Source organism: Dyadobacter sp. CECT 9275 (assembly GCF_907164905.1).
GTDB lineage: Bacteria > Bacteroidota > Bacteroidia > Cytophagales > Spirosomataceae > Dyadobacter > Dyadobacter helix.
Genome location: NZ_CAJRAF010000004.1, coordinates 130,030 through 149,900, shown reverse-complemented (window position 1 = coordinate 149,900; position 19,871 = coordinate 130,030). Strand labels below are relative to the sequence as shown.

21 protein-coding genes are annotated in these 19,871 nt (G+C 46.8%); 19 read left to right on the top strand and 2 right to left on the bottom strand.

Annotated features, from left to right (window positions below; all coding sequences use genetic code 11):
- Window positions 1–345: 345 nt before the first annotated feature.
- The 16 genes from KOE27_RS26435 to KOE27_RS26360 all read left to right on the top strand — a co-directional run bounded on the left by KOE27_RS26435 (window position 346) and on the right by KOE27_RS26360 (window position 12,360).
- Window positions 346–1,344: a sensor histidine kinase gene (locus tag KOE27_RS26435; RefSeq protein ID WP_215241873.1), complete on the top strand. Its 999-nt coding sequence runs from the start codon at window positions 346–348 to the stop codon at window positions 1,342–1,344.
- Window positions 1,341–2,105 (top strand): LytR/AlgR family response regulator transcription factor, encoded by a 765-nt coding sequence (locus KOE27_RS26430; protein ID WP_215241872.1) that lies wholly within the window; start codon window positions 1,341–1,343, stop codon window positions 2,103–2,105. The genes KOE27_RS26435 and KOE27_RS26430 overlap by 4 nt, the downstream gene beginning before the upstream one ends.
- Before the next feature lie 30 nt (window positions 2,106–2,135).
- Window positions 2,136–2,960 carry a type II CAAX endopeptidase family protein gene (locus KOE27_RS26425; RefSeq protein ID WP_215241871.1) on the top strand — a complete coding sequence of 275 codons (825 nt, stop codon included), beginning with the start codon at window positions 2,136–2,138 and terminating at the stop codon, window positions 2,958–2,960.
- A complete protein-coding gene (locus KOE27_RS26420; RefSeq protein ID WP_215241870.1) occupies window positions 2,957–3,508 on the top strand; it encodes a nuclear transport factor 2 family protein in 552 nt (183 codons plus the stop codon). The genes KOE27_RS26425 and KOE27_RS26420 overlap by 4 nt, the downstream gene beginning before the upstream one ends.
- Entirely contained in the window at window positions 3,459–3,815 is a 357-nt protein-coding gene (locus KOE27_RS26415; protein WP_215241869.1) for a YciI family protein, read from the top strand. The genes KOE27_RS26420 and KOE27_RS26415 overlap by 50 nt, the downstream gene beginning before the upstream one ends.
- A gap of 83 nt (window positions 3,816–3,898) precedes the next feature.
- On the top strand, window positions 3,899–4,249 hold the full coding sequence (locus KOE27_RS26410) for a TfoX/Sxy family protein (RefSeq protein WP_215241868.1): 351 nt from the start codon (window positions 3,899–3,901) through the stop codon (window positions 4,247–4,249).
- Complete coding sequence (locus tag KOE27_RS26405) at window positions 4,246–5,490, top strand: RNA polymerase sigma factor (RefSeq protein WP_229252998.1); 1,245 nt, start codon at window positions 4,246–4,248, stop codon at window positions 5,488–5,490. The genes KOE27_RS26410 and KOE27_RS26405 overlap by 4 nt, the downstream gene beginning before the upstream one ends.
- A 117-nt stretch (window positions 5,491–5,607) precedes the next feature.
- On the top strand, window positions 5,608–5,973 hold the full coding sequence (locus KOE27_RS26400; protein WP_215241867.1) for a DUF2147 domain-containing protein: 366 nt from the start codon (window positions 5,608–5,610) through the stop codon (window positions 5,971–5,973).
- A 308-nt stretch (window positions 5,974–6,281) separates the two neighbouring features.
- Window positions 6,282–7,127, top strand: a complete 846-nt coding sequence (locus KOE27_RS26395) for a hypothetical protein (RefSeq protein ID WP_215241866.1) — start codon at window positions 6,282–6,284, stop codon at window positions 7,125–7,127.
- A gap of 131 nt (window positions 7,128–7,258) precedes the next feature.
- Window positions 7,259–8,383, top strand: coding sequence for a hypothetical protein (locus KOE27_RS26390; RefSeq protein WP_215241865.1), 1,125 nt, complete (start codon window positions 7,259–7,261; stop codon window positions 8,381–8,383).
- Between the two features lie 171 nt (window positions 8,384–8,554).
- Window positions 8,555–9,136, top strand: a complete 582-nt coding sequence (locus tag KOE27_RS26385; RefSeq protein WP_215241864.1) for a Crp/Fnr family transcriptional regulator — start codon at window positions 8,555–8,557, stop codon at window positions 9,134–9,136.
- A gap of 52 nt (window positions 9,137–9,188) precedes the next feature.
- Entirely contained in the window at window positions 9,189–9,512 is a 324-nt protein-coding gene (locus tag KOE27_RS26380) for a hypothetical protein (RefSeq protein WP_215241863.1), read from the top strand.
- Between the two features lie 8 nt (window positions 9,513–9,520).
- Complete coding sequence (locus KOE27_RS26375) at window positions 9,521–10,051, top strand: hypothetical protein (RefSeq protein WP_215241862.1); 531 nt, start codon at window positions 9,521–9,523, stop codon at window positions 10,049–10,051.
- A gap of 201 nt (window positions 10,052–10,252) precedes the next feature.
- The gene (locus tag KOE27_RS26370) at window positions 10,253–10,834 is read left to right on the top strand and encodes a Crp/Fnr family transcriptional regulator (RefSeq protein WP_215241861.1); all 582 of its coding nucleotides are present in this window, start codon (window positions 10,253–10,255) and stop codon (window positions 10,832–10,834) included.
- An 82-nt stretch (window positions 10,835–10,916) separates the two neighbouring features.
- The gene (locus KOE27_RS26365; protein ID WP_215241860.1) at window positions 10,917–11,537 is read left to right on the top strand and encodes a hypothetical protein; all 621 of its coding nucleotides are present in this window, start codon (window positions 10,917–10,919) and stop codon (window positions 11,535–11,537) included.
- A gap of 196 nt (window positions 11,538–11,733) precedes the next feature.
- A complete protein-coding gene (locus KOE27_RS26360) occupies window positions 11,734–12,360 on the top strand; it encodes a hypothetical protein (RefSeq protein ID WP_215241859.1) in 627 nt (208 codons plus the stop codon).
- A gap of 95 nt (window positions 12,361–12,455) precedes the next feature.
- Here the strand turns inward: KOE27_RS26360 and KOE27_RS26355 are convergent, their stop codons facing one another.
- Window positions 12,456–12,839, bottom strand: a complete 384-nt coding sequence (locus KOE27_RS26355; protein ID WP_215241858.1) for a winged helix-turn-helix transcriptional regulator — start codon at window positions 12,837–12,839, stop codon at window positions 12,456–12,458.
- Between the two features lie 101 nt (window positions 12,840–12,940).
- On the opposite strand from KOE27_RS26355, the gene KOE27_RS26350 reads away from it, so the two are divergent.
- On the top strand, window positions 12,941–13,693 hold the full coding sequence (locus KOE27_RS26350) for an SDR family NAD(P)-dependent oxidoreductase (RefSeq protein ID WP_215241857.1): 753 nt from the start codon (window positions 12,941–12,943) through the stop codon (window positions 13,691–13,693).
- A 272-nt stretch (window positions 13,694–13,965) separates the two neighbouring features.
- Here KOE27_RS26350 and KOE27_RS26345 read toward each other — a convergent pair whose 3' ends face one another.
- A complete protein-coding gene (locus tag KOE27_RS26345; RefSeq protein ID WP_215241856.1) occupies window positions 13,966–14,847 on the bottom strand; it encodes an AraC family transcriptional regulator in 882 nt (293 codons plus the stop codon).
- A 356-nt stretch (window positions 14,848–15,203) separates the two neighbouring features.
- On the opposite strand from KOE27_RS26345, the gene KOE27_RS26340 reads away from it, so the two are divergent.
- Together KOE27_RS26340 and KOE27_RS26335 are read left to right on the top strand one after the other, a co-directional pair.
- The gene (locus KOE27_RS26340; RefSeq protein WP_215241855.1) at window positions 15,204–18,419 is read left to right on the top strand and encodes a SusC/RagA family TonB-linked outer membrane protein; all 3,216 of its coding nucleotides are present in this window, start codon (window positions 15,204–15,206) and stop codon (window positions 18,417–18,419) included.
- 18 nt (window positions 18,420–18,437) lie between these two features.
- Entirely contained in the window at window positions 18,438–19,871 is a 1,434-nt protein-coding gene (locus KOE27_RS26335) for a RagB/SusD family nutrient uptake outer membrane protein (protein WP_215241854.1), read from the top strand.

The following is a 19,871-nucleotide window of genomic DNA, read 5'->3' as shown; positions in this document are numbered from 1 at the left end:
CGCCAATCAGGGTGTTGCGGATTTTCTTGGTAAGCCCTTATGCCATACCAGGCAAGGATGAAAAATGAAATTACAATTGCAAGTGCCATATATCAGTATTAGTTTTAATGGACGGAAAGCTAAAACATTGAGAAATATGGTTAAATGTATTTTTTAAGAGCGGCAAATTATTAATGCTGAGTGGATTTACCCAATATTTGAGGTTTTACTTAAGAGTACAGACAGATATTAAAATGAACCTGACAAAACATTCCAGTCAGGTATTTGCCCGCTTCTCATTGTATTATGCCTGCCTGAGAAGTTCGTTGGTGTTTTGATCGAAGTTGGCCTGACTACCTTTGCACCGTGAAAAAACAAAACCTGATTCCCGGACTGATCGTATCGCTGGGGGTGGCGCTTATCGCTTCGCTGCCCAGGGTGATCCGTATGGAACATTTTGAATTTCGACTTGCCGGTGTCAGTGTCGCCTACAACTTTACGTTCTGTCTCTGCTGCTGGATGGCCCATCAGCTGATCCTGGCGCGGTCGCGGCGCTGGAAGGTGAATCAGGTGCTGCTGGCGATCCTGGCCATTGGAGGCGTCAGCGGGATCGCCTTTTTGCTCGACCCGATATTTTCCGCCATCAGCCCGAACGCGCTGCTGCTGCCTGAAATAGCCGAAAGCAAGCGCCCCTACATCTTACTGCTGCGGAGTGTGGTGATCAGCGGATTGTTTTATTTCATCGCTTACTACCTCCATATTCTCGCCGAAAAGCAGCGTCACTTGCTCGAAATCGGGGAACTGAAACGGGCGCAGCTTGCCGCCAATCTTTCCTCGCTCAAAGAGCAGCTCAGCCCGCACTTTCTTTTTAATACACTCAATACCCTCAGCACGCTGACCGATGAACAGCTGGTGAAGGACTATGTGTCCGAGCTGGCCAACGTATACCGTTATGTGTTGCAATACAAGGACAGCGATACGGCGACGCTGCAACAGGAGCTTAATTTCATCGATTCGTATCTGTATATCATCAAAATGAGACTGGAAGCGGCCATTGACATACACATTGCTGTTGATCCGCGTTTCCTTTCCGCGAAGATCCCCCCGCTCACACTGCAACTTCTGGTGGAAAATGCGGTCAGACACAACGTGGCCTCGGCCGCGAGGCGGCTGCGTATCGACATCAGAACCGACGGGCAGGGTTTCCTGGAAGTAGTCAATAACCTGCAACCCAAAACGTCGGTGCAGCCCGGCGCGGGAATCGGGCTCGACAATGTGATGCAGCGCTACCGCCTGCTGTTCAACCGCGAAATCCGGATCGAAAAAGGCACCGATACCTTCACCATCAAACTACCGCTTGCATGACCGACGTACTGATCATTGAAGATGAGGCGCGCGCCGCCAGGGAGCTCGCCTCCACAATCCGGCAGATCGATGCCGACATACGCGTACTGGCCACGCTCGATTCTGTGGAGCAGTCGCTGGCCTGGCTGGCAGCCAACCCCCAGCCCGACCTGATCTTTTCGGATATTCAGCTCGCCGACGGGCTGTGTTTTGAAATCTTCAACCAGGTAACGGTCCGTAGTCCGGTCATCTTCTGCACCGCTTTTGACGAGTACCTCATGGAAGCCTTTGATACACATGCGGTAAGTTACCTGCTCAAACCCGTCACCCGTACGAAGATCGAAAAGGCGCTCGACAAGTTTCATGCGCTCAAATCGGTTTTTGAAAAACAACAGGAAGGCCAGAAACTAAGTGGACTGCTCCGGCAGGTGGGACAGTCCTACAAAACGGCTCTGCTGGTGTACCAGAAAGAAAAGATCATACCCGTGCAGGTAAAGGACATCGCTTTTTTTTACCTGGACAAAACCCTGGTTAACATCACGACCCTGAGCGGACAGCAATACCACCTTTCGGCCAAGCTCGAAGAGCTGGAAAAGGTGCTGGACCCGGCCCTGTTTTGGAGGGCCAACCGCCAGTTTCTGATCAACCGGGCTGCGATCGGTAATGCCGAGAAATTTTTTGCCCGCAAACTCGTCATCAAACTGATCGTGAATACACCTGAAATTATCGTAGTCAGTAAGGCCAAAGCCACCGAGTTCCTGCATTGGCTCGAAGGCTTGTGAGCCGCAGCATCGACCCAACCCAAGAAAAATATGCAACAGAAAATTACCCCCACAAAATCCCTTGTCGTCTATTTTACGCTGGCCTATCTGATCAGCTGGGTCATCTGGCTGCCGCTGTACGGCCCCGCTATCGGCATCCGGGGCCTGCCTGTATGGCCGTTCCACCATGGCATCGGCGGACTCGGACCCATGATTGCCGCATTGATCTGCACCGGACTGTTTGAAGGTGAACAAGGTACCAAAACCATCGTACGGCAAATGTTCAAAGTAAGGCCGCTGCTATATGTCGTTGTTGCGTTGTTTGCCCCCTTTCTGCTCGCGGTGATGGCCGCGGCGCTGAACCAGCTACTGAATCACCAGCCCATGCAGCTCTCCGGGTTGTTTGTCGCCAAAGAGTTTCCCGAATTTAACTTTATCAGCTTCCTGTGTTACAACCTGCTGTTTTTCGGTTTTGGCGAAGAGGTGGGCTGGCGTGGCTTTGCCCTGCCCCGTTTGCAGGCGCGGTACAATGCGTTGTGGGCGAGTGTGATCCTTACGCTGTTCTGGGCGCTGTGGCACTGGCCGCTGTTCCTGTACCGCCCCGGTTTTATGGATATGGGCATCGGCGGCACCTTCGGGTGGCTATTCAGCCTGCTCACCGGCAGTATCCTGCTCAGCTGGCTTTACAACAGCTCCAGGGCCAGCCTGCTCGTCTGCGCCATTTTTCATTCGACCATCGACATCGCTTTCCTGGCCGATTTTACCGATCAGAACATTGTCAACTACATGGGCATGCTGATTACTGTTTGGGGCATCGTAACCATCCTGATTTTTAAACCAAAAAATTTGTCCGCAACCGAAAAAATAACACGATGACGGCCCCCATCATACAACCCATCAAAGCGCTTTTCGCCAGTGTCGATGCCCGCGACTGGCAGCAGGTGCGGGCGGTCATGGATGCGCATGTGCTGCTCGACTACTCCTCCATGAATGGCAACCCGGCCACAAACCTTACACCCGGGGAAATCACCAGCGCCTGGGAGGCCTTCCTGCCCGGGTTCGACCGCACGCAGCACGAAGTATCCGGTTTTGACATACAGCCGGGCGACCACCTGGCCATGGTACATATGCGGGGCGAGGCGCAGCACTGGATCGGCGACGATTGCTGGCTGGTGGCCGGTACTTATGACATCACTTTGTGTGAGGTGGGCGACCGCTGGCTGATCATGTCTATGAAGTTCAATTTCGAAAGCCAGGGCGGCGACACCAGCCTGCCAGCCCGGGCGCAGGAGCGAATGAAAAAAAATTTGTCGGGTTTGTCCCCCTCAGGCACGACCGGTCGTCATAGCTACGAACATAAAAAACTATACAACAATGAAAGAATTTGTTTTGATTTTCAGAAACAGCATCAGCGACGATTTTAAGCCCTCGCCCGAACAAATGCAGCAGGTAATGACCGAGTGGATGGGCTGGATGGGTGACATGGGCGCGCAAGGTAAGCTGGTCGACAGAGGCAACCGCTTGTCGATGTCGGAAGGTAAAACGGTGAAACCCGGCGACGTGGTGACCGACGGCCCCTATACCGAGGTGAAGGAGTTCATCAATGGCTACCTCATCGTAAAAACCGAAACCATCGAGGAGGCGGTAGTGCTGGCCAAAGCATGCCCTATCCTGAAAATCGGCGGAAATGTGGAGGTGAGGAAAGTAGTAACTCCGGAGGATAACAGCTAACTTGTTCACGGAATACGGACCGCAAAATGACGGCATTCCCTGTCGTCATTTTGGCGTTTTTATAGCAACAAAAAAAGGGATATATGGCTTACGATCTGAACCTGGCCGACCGCATCCGCGCGTATCTGGCCGATGTGCCCGGACTGGACATTGAAGAAAAGGAAATGTTCAAGGGCGTCACTTTTATGGTCAACGGGAAAATGTGCGTTTGTGTGAGCGGTGATGAAATGATGGTGCGTTTTGACCCCGCCCTGCAGGATACCTTTGCCGAACAAGAGGGTTTTCGGTCGATGGTCAGCGGCGGCAGGGCCTACAAAGGATATGGCTATATCAGCCCCGACCGCGTCCGCAGCGAAAAAGAATTTACGTTCTGGATGCAGCAATGCCTTGATTTTAACCCGAGGGCAAAGGCCAGCGCCAAAAAGAAAAAATGATGCAGGCAGCCAACAGCACCGTCGATACGCTCCTCCCCCACCTGTTCCGGCAGGAGTATGCGAAACTGACGGCTGTACTGAGCCGGTATTTTGGGTTCGAGCATATCGAGGTGGCAGAAGACATCGCCAGCGAAACCTTCCTGAAAGCCACCGAACACTGGCCGGTGCACGGCATTCCGGACAGCCCTGCGGCCTGGCTGTATATGGTTGCGAAAAACAAGGCAAAGGACTACCTGAAACGCCACCAGCTTTTCGAAAGCCAGATCAGGGCGGAGATAGGTCGGGGAGAAACCGTTCATACCCCACCATTTGAATTCACCGAAGAGCGCATTGCCGACAGCCAGCTGTCGATGCTATTTGCGGTGTGCGATCCTGCCAACCCGCCCCAGGTGCAGGTCTGCCTGGCTTTGCAGATCCTGTGTGGTTTTAGCGTAGAGGAAATTGCGAATGCTTTTCTGTCTAACAAAGAGACCATTAAAAAGCGCCTGCAACGTGGCCGGGACCATCTGCGGCGGGGTCATTTTCGACTGCAAGAATTACCGGACAGCGTCCTTCACGAGCGTTTCGACATGGTTTTGAAAACACTCTACCTGTTGTTTAACGAAGGTTATTTTTCACAGAATGAAGACGCATTTATTCGCAAAGACCTGTGCTCGGAGGCGATGCGGCTGGCGCTGCTTTTGGCTGAAAGCAAACTGACCGGCAAGCATCAGGCCAGTGCGCTACTCGCGCTGATGTGTTTTCAAAGTTCCCGCCTCGATGCCCGTACAGACGATACCGGGCAAGCGGTCCTGTATGAAGACCAGGACCGCAGCTTATGGGATCAGTTTTTGATGGAAAAGGGAAATTACTATCTCTTCAAGGCCTTTGAAACGAAGGCGGTATCCACCTACCATGTGCAGGCCGGGATTGCCTACTGGCACACCACCTCCGGGGTGGAAAAGTGGCCACATATCCTGCAACTCTACAACCAGCTCGTTGTGCTTGAATACTCGCCTGCCACGGCGATCAACCGCGCCTTTGCCGTTGCCCAGGTACATGGCTTCGACAGGGCCATTGCAGAGGCCGAAAAACTCAACCTGGCGGGCAACAACCATTACCACGGATTAATGGGCTATCTGTACAGCCCCGTCCATCCCGAACGGGCCCTGTTCCATTACCGCGAAGCCCTGACGTCGGCCCGCTCGGCTGTGGAAAAGAAAGTGCTGGCCGGTAAAATCGCGCAGCTGACCGCACCATAGCGCACCTGCCCGTGTCGCTCCGGTATTTGCCCGCTTCGGGCAAGAGCAGCTTTCTGCCCTGACTTTTGCGCGTCAAATTGCTGTACAAACAAAAAAAATACAGCGATGATCAAAAGCATGAAATCCACCCTGATGCTGCTCTTTGTGGCAGTGGAACTAACCACCGGCGCGCATGCGCAAACCAGCGCAGACGCCATCCTGGGCAAATGGACCAACGAGGACCAAACCCGTGTGATTGAATTTGTAAAAGACGGCGGTGGCTACCAGGCCCTGATCCGCCAGGCACCCGACCAGAGCCTGGTGGGCAAAAAGCAACTCACGGGCATCACCTATGGCAAGGGCGTATACACAGGCCAGGTATGGCTGCCCAAACACGGAAAAAACTACCCCTGCACCCTCACCCTAAAAACCAACGACAGCCTGGAACTATCCGCCAAAGCTGGATTTATGAGCAAGTCGCAGATGTGGACCAGAGTGCGGTAGCGGGCATTGCGTTGCGCCGCCTTCGTTTGTGCCCTTGTTGCCTTCGTTTGTTCGCCGTCGTTTGTGTCCTGTGCCGTAGTTTGTGTCCTCACAAACTACGGCACAAAAGCCCGTTAATAATGCAGGATACGTTGAGAGTATTCAGCATTGTTAACGGGCTTACTTGTTTTTAATGGTCTGAATTTTAGATGGCTGTGCTTTTAGTGATCGGGTTTGTATTGTTGGGTAAAAATTGTATTCTTGTGAAGATATAGTAGCGTTGCGTTTATGTGACGTCGCTGTAATATTACAGACAGACAATCACCCTTATGCTAAAAGAATTTCAAAAGTTGATAGTAACAAAGAATGCTGGTCGAAATCTGTTGATCTGGGTAGCTCTTACTTTCGCAGGTATAGTTATTTATCTTATTAAGCCATTATTTATTCTGAATGAAAATCAAATTCTGTACCTTTTTTCGTCCGCATCACAAGTAATCGCTGCGATATTTGGACTCATAATAACGGGTTATATTTTTCTAAGAAATGAACTTGATAGAAAAGCTGACAAAGATGAAACACTCGAAGAAGTAATTTTACTGTTGAAGTCTGAATATTTCGGTTCAATCACCGGAATAAGTATAATGACAGGTATTTCAATCGCTCTTTGCTTCCTTGTTATTGTTGCAGAAACTAATCAACTTTTAGCGCCCCTTTCTCTTCTAATAAATATATCTGTTTCTACGATATTGACGACACTCATTACAATCATTTCATTTGTCATTATAATATTAAATCCAAACAGTATTGAAATAGCAAGCAATAAGCTTAGGGAAAATACAACAACGGATAAGGCTAATGAAAGTGGAAGTCTTGAAAATTTTCTTAAAAATTTCAATCAAATTGACTATATACTTGAAAAATACGGAACAACACTTTTATTTACAGACATAGATAATTATAAAAGTGCTAGAAGAAAACGAGTCGCGAAGACAAAACTTGTCTCTATATTATTTAGTGAGGGAAAGATTGACATAGATTTGAGAAATAACTTAATGGAGCTAATAACTCTTCGTAACAGTTTGGTTCACGGAACTGATCTATTTGTTTCAATAAACGATGTTCAATTATCGGAAAATCTACTAAATCGACTAAGGAGTACACTTGGAGTGGAGTAACAACGCAACGGCAAACATCGGTTTTTCTAACCGTCGTTTATGTCCGCTTGTATGGATTTCGAAATTGTGGTCATGAAAATCTGTATCACATGAATTATTTAGGACTTTTCTTAAAATTTAAGCAACTCTGAATGTCCAAAACAAAAATATCTTTGCAGAACAATATAAATGAGTTAATTGACCACGCGGTCTACCTTCAAATTATGGGGTCGTTTGTTCCGGGGGCGAAATTTCGACAAATTAAAGAAATTGTAACATCCACTCATGATTTTATCAAGAACTCGAGCGAAGAAGAAGTCAAAAATAGATTACCTGAACTGTGGAAGATATTTAATAAAATGAGTTCAATTTTTATGACCAGGTTTCCACTGAAAAGGGAACTGAGAGTGGTTGCCTCAGAGTTCAATGAATTTTTCAAAACAGGCAACGATGTTTATTCTTATGGTTTAGAGTTTGGGTGGTTGGACGCCCAAATGGATTTGCGTGAACTGCATTTTTATTCTGACACGCCTTATCACTATCGAATTGGATTGGCAGCACATAAAGGAAATGGGTCTATCGAGGAAGAATTTTTATTAAAAGATGCCTTCAGCATCCTAGTAAAAGCTAAATATTATCACAAACTGTTATTTAAATATGGCAATAAATTAAAGACCATTGAGCAACAAAAAGGGAAAAATGAATTTACACAAGCGATTTATCATCAAATAACTGACATTAAATTTGAGGTAGCCGCACATAGTAGACTTTCTATAATTTCATTTTATGCTTTTGTAGAGGCGTTTGTAAATAGTGTTGGTCATAGCTATTTAATAAAAAATACCGGCAAACTTGATGAAGCAGAAAGGGAACTATTAAATGGATTCAAAAAGGGTAGATTTCTTCAATTGAAATCTAAAAATGAAAAATTTCAATCAATAATTCGCGAGGACAAGAGAAGTGTAATTATCGTTTCCGATAATGGACAAATACCGGAAGACTTTAAATTTTTTTTTGAGTACTATGAGCAATTAAGAAATTCTGCGATGCATTATTCTCCTCTCAAAGAGAGAATTTGGATGAAGCCTCAGGATTGGATTGACAAGGCAAGTGATTTTAGTAAGTTAGCCATGAAAATTGCACTAGATTTTTGGAATGCCTGTTATCCAAATTCTGATGGACCAGAGTATCTTGGAAAGCTTGACCATAGTTTGCATGTAAACAAGGCTAATATACGAGCAAAAAAAATTAAACAAATCGAATTGGCGAGTAAATAATAGCCATAACAGCGGTTTACAGAAAATCGCAGTTAGTTCTGTGCACAGGCATCTAGGTTAATCCAAGTCTTTTTCTATGGCTAAATTTTGTAGAGAAATTTGCCACTCACCAAGCGTCAGAAAATACGCGTAAATGTTGACAATTCGCATAGCCAAAAGCACAACAAAAACATGCAAGACATCCTATTAGACTTCATATCCAAATACATTTCTCTGAACGAAGACGAGAAAAACGCGATTCTTTCTCTAGACTTGTTTCATTCGGTTAAAAAGGGGACGATTTTGCTTAAAGAGGGGCAACAATCGAAAGACAGTTATTTTGTCCTGAATGGTTGTATCCGGACGTACTATGTCATCGACGGGGAAGAAAAAACAACTGCTTTTTATACGGAAATGGAAGTTTTGACGCCGCCCTGTGTGATCAGCAAAATGCCGTCGGAGTATTACATCAGTTGTGTGGAAGACACGATTCTCACCATTTCAAATGCTGATATGGAGGTAGAAGTCAACAGCAAATTCCCGAAGTTTGAAATCATGTGCCGGGTCTTGTCGGAGGAACTATTGGCAAAAAAACAGCTGGATTTCGATGAGTTTAAAACGTCTTCGCCGGAACAACGCTATTTGAATCTGATGCAGTCGCGGCCAGACCTTCTCCAACGTGTACCGCAACATCAACTGGCGAGTTTTCTAGGTATCCAGCCGCAGTCACTCAGCCGGTTAAGGGCAAGAATCATGGAAAAAAGTAAGGCCTGATCTCGTTTCTTAACGTAGGTTGTGCAAGAAGATCTCTTTCATCGCTTTCAAGATGCGTACTACGCGGGGGGGAACATATCAATATATTCCAAACGGTCGGCTTAATATTGAATTTGAGGCTAAAGTACTTAATGACATGACAGAATTTGCTAATCCAGCTGGAAATACCTTTGCTGTTTCTACTCCGCAGTATTTTGGCTGGGTTGCTGATATGACAGCGAATGGTACAAAGTATCCGGCAACTATAGACAATAATCAATATTTTGATTATTTGGATGATTTTAGTATCCAAACCAGTTATAGCGGAAATGTCTACTACGGTTTGGCGCCTGGTGCACTCTTTGAACTTGTCACTTCTTCATCTTGTCCTAAATAATTAACATCATGAAAATTATTGTTTTTATATTATTGATTGTTGGGCATTGTTCATATGGGCAAATGAAAGTGACAGACACTCTCATTACTCCTAATGGCGTGAAATACATTGTAAGTAAAAACTTAAACGACGTTCACAGTCCAAAATTTTATTCAAATAGTCGGAATAGACTAGACTATAGTCTCCCAAAGGTTCCGCCAGAAGTGTCGCACTATGGATCTACCTATATAGATAACGGGGTTGAGGAGCGCAAACGTCGCGACCTTTTACTTCTTCGAGCTTTCCAGGGAGCAAGTCGCCCTATACCAACCGACACTCTTTACATGACGTTTAAAATGAAAGCCTCCGGTGATATATTGGAAATGAATTTTCACCTCACTGCAAATTCTAAACTTTCAGTCGACGACATAGAGTTGGTGGAGAAGACTTTGAAACAAAATTTTAAATTAAAGATTGATTCGGAAAAGTATAAAAGGATGGAGTATTACTGGTTTAGTTGTCCACTTTATTTTGCAGAACTAAAGAAATTGTCGCAATAGGTTAATCATTACAAATGAAAAATGATGGTCGAGGAGTGAAGTCACAATCAGGAATAATGAATTTCATAATGGGACTAATATATTAGGCAAGCCTCATAATATTCCGGTAACCTTTGACATAGACCCCGCTATAATAAACAATATTGGACAGCTTGATTTGGATAACGAAGGAGAGATAAAAGAATAACCCACAACAAAAACATGCAAGACATCCTACTAGACTTCATCTCCAAATACATTTCTCTGAACGAAGACGAGGAAAATGCCATTCTTTCTTTGGACTTGTTTCATTCGGTTAAAAAGGGGACGATTTTGCTTAAAGAGGGGCAACAATCGAAAGACAGTTATTTTGTGCTGAAAGGATGTATCCGGACGTACTATGTGATCGACGGGGAAGAAAAAACGACTGCTTTTTATACGGAAATGGAAGTTTTGACGCCGCCTTGTGTGATCAGCAAAATGCCGTCGGAGTATTACATCAGTTGCGTGGAAGACACGATTCTTACCATTTCAAATGCGGATATGGAGGTAGAAGTCAACAGCAAATTCCCGAAGTTTGAAATCATGTGCCGGATCTTGTCCGAGGAGCTACTGGCTAAAAAACAGCTGGACTTTGATGAGTTTAAAACGTCTTCACCGGAACAACGCTATTTGAATCTGATGCAGTCGCGCCCCGACCTTCTTCAACGAGTGCCACAACACCAGCTCGCGAGTTTTCTGGGCATCCAACCGCAGTCACTCAGCCGGTTAAGGGCCAGAATCATGGAAAAAAATAAGGCCTGATTTCGTTTCTTAACTTAGGTGAACGACTTTCGGTTTTTTGCAATTCTATCTTTGGAGCATCATTTAACTCAAAAGATCAGAGATGCAAAAGAGGATTTTATTCGTTGGGCTTGTCTTGCTGTTGACGGGCGTGCTCCCACTTCATGCGCAGCAAACCGCTACCGACAGCACCTACAAAAGATGGTTCGTCGGGAGTACGCTCCTGCTGTTCGGGAATTTCTCCAAGGTCAACAATCCCGAATTCATTCAACTACACGTGGGGTACAGGATCACACCCAAAAATGTGATTTCCTTTGAATTCAAAAGATCCATCTATTCCTGGCCGCTCGGTATTCCATGGGGACCTTCATTTGATGCGCCGGGCCTGAATTACCCCGGGCACGCGCGTATACTCGCCCCCACACTGGCCTATCAGCGTTTTTGGTGGAAAGGCATTTACACCTCCGTGCATGCGCTGAATGCTTTCGAAAAATACGTGAATGAGGATAAGAAAAAGATCGGGAATGGATATACGTTGTATCTGACTTTCCGTTTGGGTTACCAGCTCAAATTGTTCAAGAACCGTTTCTTTTTCGAACCGTCAATGGGGTTAAGCTATTGGCCTGTAAGGCTCAACGTGCCAGAATCCTTTAAAGCGGTAGAAAACAAATGGCCCAACTACTTTCCTCTCGAACCCGGCCTTCATTTCGGGTACAACTTTTAGCGGACTGTAAAATGCTTGGCAATTCCGACCTCCTGAGTAACCAATCTGAGCTGTTTCGGTATTACGTCTTCATCCAGGAACACCAAGTCCATCATTCCAAAAAAACGCGGGGAAGCGTTTCTTAACTTAAGTGAACGATTTGTTTGATCCCGCGAATCTACTTTTGCTGCATCAGTTAACATTAAAATCAAAAGAGATGCAAAAGAGAATTTTATTCATTGGTTTTGTCCTGGCGATGATGGGTGCGGTGCATGTCAAAGCCCAATATGCCAGCCAGGATAGCACGTTCAAACGGTGGTTCGTGGGCAGCACTGTTTTTCTGCTCGGCAATTTATCGACCACCAATCCGCCCGATTTTTTTCAGCTCAATGTCGGATATCGTCTTACCGGAAAAGATGTCATTACACTGGAACCCAAAACCTGGAAATATGCCTGGCCGAATGGCATTCATCCGATTTTTAACAAATCGTACGGAAAGGCAGAGGAAAAATTTCCGGGTTACGTGCGTGAGTATGGACTGTCGGTGGCCTATCAGCGGTTTTTGTGGCGAGGTCTGTATGCCGAACTGAATGTAATGCCCACTAGGCAAAGGTTCGTGAATACCGACGGCAAACAACTGGACAAGGGATTTCAGCTGTTCAACACCTACCGCCTTGGGTATCATATCAGACTTTTTAAAGACAGATTTTTTATCCAACCATCCATTGCTATCACCCACCGCGCTTATCACACCACCTTGCCCGACGGCTTCAAGCAGCTGGACGACAAATGGCCGAAATTCATCTTCGGCGAACCGGGCTTTCATTTTGGTTTTAACTTTTAGCTGGATCGCCGTGGATGGAGACAGGGCTTTTGTTCCCTTCCACGACGATCCCTAAGAGTATGGCACCGGTTTGTCGCAAACTTGCCAGCTATGTTTTAGCCATTGTCAACTTCTCCGTTGAATGTTGCTTTTACTTTTACCCTGTGATGTTGCCCCCAATCAGCCATTTCCCACAGAATAGGCCTCAGGGTCTTACCATAAGCGGTAAGCGCGTATTCCACCGTGACCGGTTTGGTTGGCTGCACCGTGCGACTGATCAAACCGTTGATCTCCAGCTCATGTAACTCCTTGGAGAGCATTTTGGAGCCAATCCCTTTTACTTCCCGCATTAAGTCCATGAACCGTTTGTCGCCAAAGCTCAGGCACCCAATGATCGTGATTTTCCATTTGCCGCTTAAAATATCCATCGTATCATGGATAGCCCGGAGCTGACTTGGACAGTGTAGGGGTTTTTGATCAATAAATACTTTCTTTTTCATCCGTTTGGCGCAACTTAGTTTCTCAAAGGAAACTACTTTCTAAAGGGAAACACATATCCGGGGTAAAGTTCGTTCATTTAGTTTTGTCAAAAAAAGATATCATGAAAATAGATTTGACGCAGAAAATTGCCATCGTTACCGGCAGCTCAAAGGGTATTGGCGCTGCCATAGCCAAGGAACTTGCCGCCTGTGGCGCAATTGTCATTGTTACCTATCATTCGGCGGCAAGCGATGCAGATGGCGTTGTTGACGCCATCCGGGAGACAGGCGGACAGGCCATTGCCCTTCAGGCCGATATGGCCCGGCATACCGATATTATTGATTTATTAAAACAGGTGAAGGAGCGATTTGGCAAGCTGGATGTGCTGGTGAATAACGCTGGCATCGCCCGATTCGGCCCTATCGAAGCCGTTACGGAGGGCGATTTTCTGGAACAGTATCGGGTCAATGTATTAGGTCCCATGCTGACGATCAAGGAGTCTTTGAAGTATTTTCCCCCAACAGGAGGTAGCATTATCAATATCAGTTCAGTAGGCGGACAGAATCCCGGGCCATACACCAGCATTTATACGTCATCGAAGGCGGCCTTGAACGCCTTAACCGTTTCTTTATCTAGAGAATTGGTGAACCGCCACATCCGCGTCAACACGGTGGCACCGGGTCCAACTGATACCGAGGGGTCAAAGGCGCTGGGCCTGGCAGGCAGTGCCATCGAAAAGGACATGATTGCCGCTATACCTATGGGTAGATTCGGCAAACCAAATGAAATAGCCCCAGTAGTTGCTTTCCTGGCATCGGACAATGCGGGCTGGATCACTGGTGAAAAATTGGCTGTCTCAGGAGGAATGCGCTAATACGGTTACTCATCTAATGAGTAGTAACCTAAACCTACTTTGGAGCTGTTATAACTAAATGATGGACAAGCTTAACTGCCGGATTTGTCCGGCAGTCGTTAGAGTCCTCACAAACGACAACATCGTTCCATCGCAACATAGCCTTGTGACTCGGCATATGTCAAGTAGTAGTACTTCAGGACGATACAGACTAAGGTTACACAAACTGAGGTGGTCTAGAAAAGTGTACCGCTTTTCTAGAATACCTCAATCAGTTTTGCGCAAACAGTGAATCAGAATACATATTCAGAATGACACTTTCGCTTGAATTCGAAGGGCGTTATCCCTGTTATCTTTTTAAAATGTGAAAAGAACATGGAACGGTTGTTGAATCCGCATTCAAAACAAATGGCTTCTGCTGTCGCCAGCCGGTCTTCGATCAACATTCTTTGTGCATGACTGATACGGATCTCGATCAGGAAATCGTGAAATGTTTTTTTTGTCATCAGTTTGAAATACCGGCAAAAGGAGGTGACGCTTAAATTGGCCACGGAAGCGATTTCTTCCAAGGTTAAGTCATTTTTGTAATTGGCCAGGGTATAATTATAAACCTTGTTGAGCCGGTCCATCTCTTCTTTACTGGATTGGTGCAAGCTGGGTGTAGACGCAATCCGGGTCAGATCGGGGCTTTCACAAAGTATATCCAGCATGTTCAGGATCAGCACCAGCCGGCTGAGTCCTTTTGCTTTTACCGAACGTAGCATGAGCCTAATAATCTTTTCCTTTGTAGGTCCTGTAATTACCAAGCCAGCTTTGGCTTTTTCGTACAGGTTAAGAATGGCCGTTGACTCCGACATTTTTAAAAAGTCCTTTCCCATAAAGTCTGGCAGAAACTGAACCACCACTGCCTCCGCCGTTATTTCAGGGTCTCTTTGAAAGTACTGCTCATTGCAGCGCCACATATGCGGCAGGTTTTCGCCCAGCAGAAGCAGTTCCCCTGAGTTGAAATTGCTGACGTTGTCGCCCACAAAACGCACTCCTTCACCCCGAACGATATAATGCAGCTCCAGTTCTGGATGGTAATGCCAGACCGTGCCAAAATTGGGTAGCGTATGATGCCGCGAAAGGTGCGAACTGAGGACGTCTCTGGGAACGAGGTAAAAATGAGGCTTCATATCAATCCGTAAAGTTGAACCATTTTTGACACTTGTAAGATAATTACGCTATATCTGAAAAGCGCTGTAACGCCATGCTTCCCGGTCATGTGCTTGTATGACTACTGCGACAAAGCATTGCAATGCTAATATACCATAAAGGTAACCTTATAAAAATCCCCCAAAAAGTGATATGATAAATTCCCATACACAGTGGGTAATTAATTGAACGGATTTTCCTGGCCTTTGCCTGAGATTTGCAGACACCAAAAAGGTAGTAAATCAATGGTCAGGAAACGATGCAAGACCCGCGTGAAAAACGCTTGGAAGACAATCATTTTTTGAAACAAAGGCCAACCTCAAAACCGGGAAAAGACATGATCTCAAAAGAAAACTCACTTATTTCTCCTTTTAAAATGCTGATAAGATTCCGCTGCAAGAGCGGTTTTGTCACCGCATTATTTGTCATTCTGCAGTCTGTGTGCTGTTATGCGCAGAATACCTCCCCGCTAAAAGGCAAGGTGTATGATGCAGGAAATGAAACAGCACTTCCGGGTGTAAGTGTGATGCTAAAGAATACACAAACGGGTACCACAACTGACGTCAACGGCGATTTTGAATTGCCGGTCCCGGTTTCTGGATCTGCACTGGTATTCAGTTATGTAGGCTATGAGTCGCAGACGGTGGAATTATCCGGGCAAAAAACCATTGAAATCCGGTTAAAGGGCAGCCAGAATGCGTTGGACGAAGTGGTGGTGGTAGGATACGGAAGTCAGCGTAAAAAGGACCTGACCGGCTCAATCGTAAGGATTACAAGCGATAAATTTTTGCAGCCGTCCACCGGAAGTTTTGATCAGATGCTTCAGGGGAAGGTTCCCGGTGTTCAGATCAGTCAGACGACCGGCGCACCGGGTGGAAATGTCAATATCCTGATCCGCGGTGTGAGCTCCATAACCGGTGGCACGCAGCCATTGTACGTGATTGATGGTTTCGCGATCGGGTCTGGCGGTGGCGGTTCGGATATGCGCAGTTATGGCGGATCATCTTTTTCTTCGGCCGGTATGGCGGGCAATACAGCAAACCGTGTGAATCCGCTTTCTTCTATCAATCCTTCTGATATTGAATCGATTGAAGTGCTGAAAGATGCTTCTGCAACAGCCATTTATGGTTCGAGAGGAGCAAATGGGGTCGTTATCATTACCACCAAGAGAGGCTCAGGCAGCAAATCGCAGATCAGTGTCGATGCCTCCTATGGTTTTCAGGAAGTGGCTAATAAGCTCAAACTTTTGAACGCACGCCAGTATGCCGAGTACTTCGTGGATGCACGTGACAACGCACGCGCCTATGAAGGTGGGTCGGTGAATGATCCCAACGAAGTGCGCTCAGCGGCTACACGGGTAAGGCCTGAGTTCAGAAATCCGGCATCACTGACAACGGATACAGACTGGCAGGATGTGCTCTTCCGGGTGGCGCCTGTGCGGAACGTACAGCTGTCATCGACAGGTGGTAACGACAAGACGAAGTTTTTCATTTCAGGAGGATATTTTTCCCAGGAGGGTATCATTATCAATTCTGATTACAACCGGTTTAATCTAAGGGTGAATGTTGATGCACAGGTAACGAAGCGGGTGAAAATCGGAACATCCACCTCGGGATCGTATGGTTTCGGCAGATTCGCCAACACCGAATCGCACTACGGGCAGGGTGGACTTTTAACCAATGTTTTATCGGCGTCCCCGACCATACCTGTGTACGATCAGAACGGAAATTATTATTTCAATCAGGCTGATGTGACCGATGGGCTGGGTTTTCTGGCCAATGTGCTGGCTGTGAGCGACGGCACGCAGGACAGGCGTAAAACGATGAATATTTTTACCAACAATTTTCTGGAGGTAGCCCTTACGGATGATTTGGTTTTCAAAAGCTCGATCGGTGTCAATTTTGGAGCAAACACCATCAGGTTGTGGAGGTCGTCGGCGGTGCCCAATTTCACAAGTCTGAATTATCCTGCAACGGCAGGTGTGACAAAAACAGAATCGCTCGACTGGCTCAACGAAAATACCCTTACTTACGCGAAGGTTTTCCAGGGAAAACATTTTGTAAACGCAGTTGGAGGCTTTACGGCGCAAAAAAACAGTGTTGAGCGTCTGTCGGCCGGGGCATCGGATTTCCCTTCGGAGTATGTGGAGTACCTGTCGGCCGGTATCGTGAATGCCGGAACACACTTCAACAGCGAGTGGTCGCTGCTTTCGATGATGGCGCGTGTGAATTACTCTTTTGCAAGCAAGTATTTGTTTACGGCCACCGTACGGCGGGACGGAAGTTCACGTTTCGGGGGTAATAACAAATGGGGTGTTTTCCCTTCTGTTTCAGTCGGATACAACATCTCGGAAGAGAATTTCATGAAGAACATCAAGTTTATCAGTAATCTGAAACTAAGAGCCAGTTACGGAATTTCGGGTAACAACCAGATCGGGAATTACACGCACATCGGATTGCTTTCAGGGACAAGGTATGTAGAGAACAATGCATTGAAGCCCGGTCTGGTGCCAAGCAGCTTATCCAATGACGATCTCACTTGGGAAAAATCCCGACAAACGAACCTGGGACTTGACCTGGGCTTATTTGCCGACCGGATAGCGCTAACCTTCGATGTCTACCGTGATCTGAAAACAGACCTGCTGCTGGCTGTGCAGTTACCTGCTGCGTCGGGATTCAGCAGCTCCACGCAGAACATCGGTGATATCCGGAACAAAGGCATGGAGATTGGTTTGAGGACGATCAACCTGAGATTCAAAAGATTTGAATGGAACAGCAATATTACGTTGAGTGCCAATAGAAATAAGGTACTCAGGCTTGCCACGGAAGGTGGCAGGATTGCCAATTCGGCTTACCAGATCACGCAAGTGGGCTCACCGGTCTCCAGCTTCTATCTGCTCAATACCTTGGGCGTATTCATGACCAGTAAGGAGCTTGACGGGGCCGCGCTGCAGCATCCGAAGACCCAGGCGGGGGATCTTAAATTTGAGGATGTGAATGGTGATGGCGTAATCAACCAGAACGACCGGAAGATCATGGGTAGTCCCTGGCCCGACTTCACCTGGGGTTTTGACAACAATTTCGCCTGGAGAAACCTGAACCTGAATGTGGCGGTCGTAGGCTCACAGGGTGCCTATACGTTTCTGGAAACCACTTTGCTAGGGTCAGGCGGAGTTCAGAACGCGCTTCAGATTGAAGACCAGCGCTGGCGGTCAGAAGCTAATCCTGGCAACGGTATCATACCCAGGGCTGTCAGAAATGGTTATGCCACCAGTTCAGGAGGTACCGTATCGCGCTATCTGTTTGATAATTCTTTCGCAAGAATAAGGAACGTGAACCTGAGTTATGATCTGCCGAAAGAAGCGGCCTCCCGTCTGCACCTGAGCAATCTGAACGTATACCTGAACGCGGCCAACCTCTTCACTTTTACCAAATATCCTGGCTATGATCCTGAATCCAGTGTTGCCGGTGATAACATTGTCAATGCGGGAATCGATTATCTCAATTATCCCTTGCCACGTACCTACACGCTAGGGATCAAGTTTTCTTTTTAACCGCCAAAAAACAGAACGATGAAAAAATACTTCCTATCCATATTCATGGCCGGCTTGCTGTCCTCCTGTTCCGATTTTCTGGATCTTCAGCCTGAGTTTCAGATCAACGAGAAGGCATTTTATAAAACGGCGAAAGATTTTGAAACAGCCCTGACGGGTAACTATGCCAACCTTCAATCCATACACAATGGCCCGCTTCTCAATGTCGGAGAGTTGACAACAGATAACGCCCGGATTGAATGGTCGTCTCCCACACAGGCCGAAGCGGAATTTGACGAATTGAATCTGTCTGCATCGAACGCCATTCTGGGAAGTATCTGGACGAGTTGCTTCTCCACGATTTCCAATTCCAATAACTTACTGACCAGGCTGGATGAAGTAAAACTCGCTGACGCCCAGCACAAGCAATACAGAGGGGAGTCGCTGTTCCTTCGGGCTTACAATTATTTTTATCTGGTCAGGATATTCGGAGAGCTCCCCATTGTGCCCGTTGCATTCAGGAGTCCCAATGAGATCATGTCTTTTGATATGTCCCGGAAACCGACTAGTGAGGTTTACAATATGATCATTCAGGACCTGGCTGAGGCGGCTACTCTGCTTTCCGGTATCAACAATACCAGCAAATCCCGCGCTTCTGCCGGAGCAGCCAAAACGCTGCTGGGTAAAGTGTACCTGACCACAAAGCAATATGACAAAGCCAGGGATGTTTTGAAAGAAGTGGTGGACATGAAGCTGTATTCGCTTAGTACGGATTATCGCAAATTGTTTACAATCAATAACGATGACCTTCCCGAGTCTATTTTTGAAATAAAATACCTGTCGGGAAACGTTGGAGAAGGCAACTCATTTTCTACCATATTCTCTCCCTCACGATTTGACCTTGGGATGTTTCCGGGAAATATGCAGGGATCCGGAAGGCTCATTCCCACGCCTCAGGTGGCCAATGCCTATGAACCGGGTGATGCAAGAAGGAAAATTTCAATCGGAGATACGGTTCGCCTGGTGTCCGGGAAATATGAAAAAGAAATCCACGGGTTGAAATTCGTAGATTTCACCACAGGCCTTGTAGGAGACGGCGGTGTCAATTTCACGTCTCTGCGTTATGCCGATGTTCTGCTCATGTACGCAGAGGCTCTGAACGAAACGGGTAATACGGACGGAGCTTATGTTTATATCAATCAGGTAAGGGCTCGCGCAGGGTTGTCTGCGCTGGCAGGCTTGTCAAAAGCAGCTTTTGCGCTGGCGATGGAAAGAGAAAGGCGGGTCGAGTTCCTGCTGGAGGGCCACCGCTGGTTTGATCTGGTCCGTACGGAGCGTGCCAAAGAGGTACTGAACAAGTATTTCAAAGATGTTGGATTGAGCTATACCGTTCAGGATCATGAGCTGATCATGCCAATTCCATTGCGGGAAATTGATATTGATCCCAGACTTAAACAGAACAAAGGATTTTGA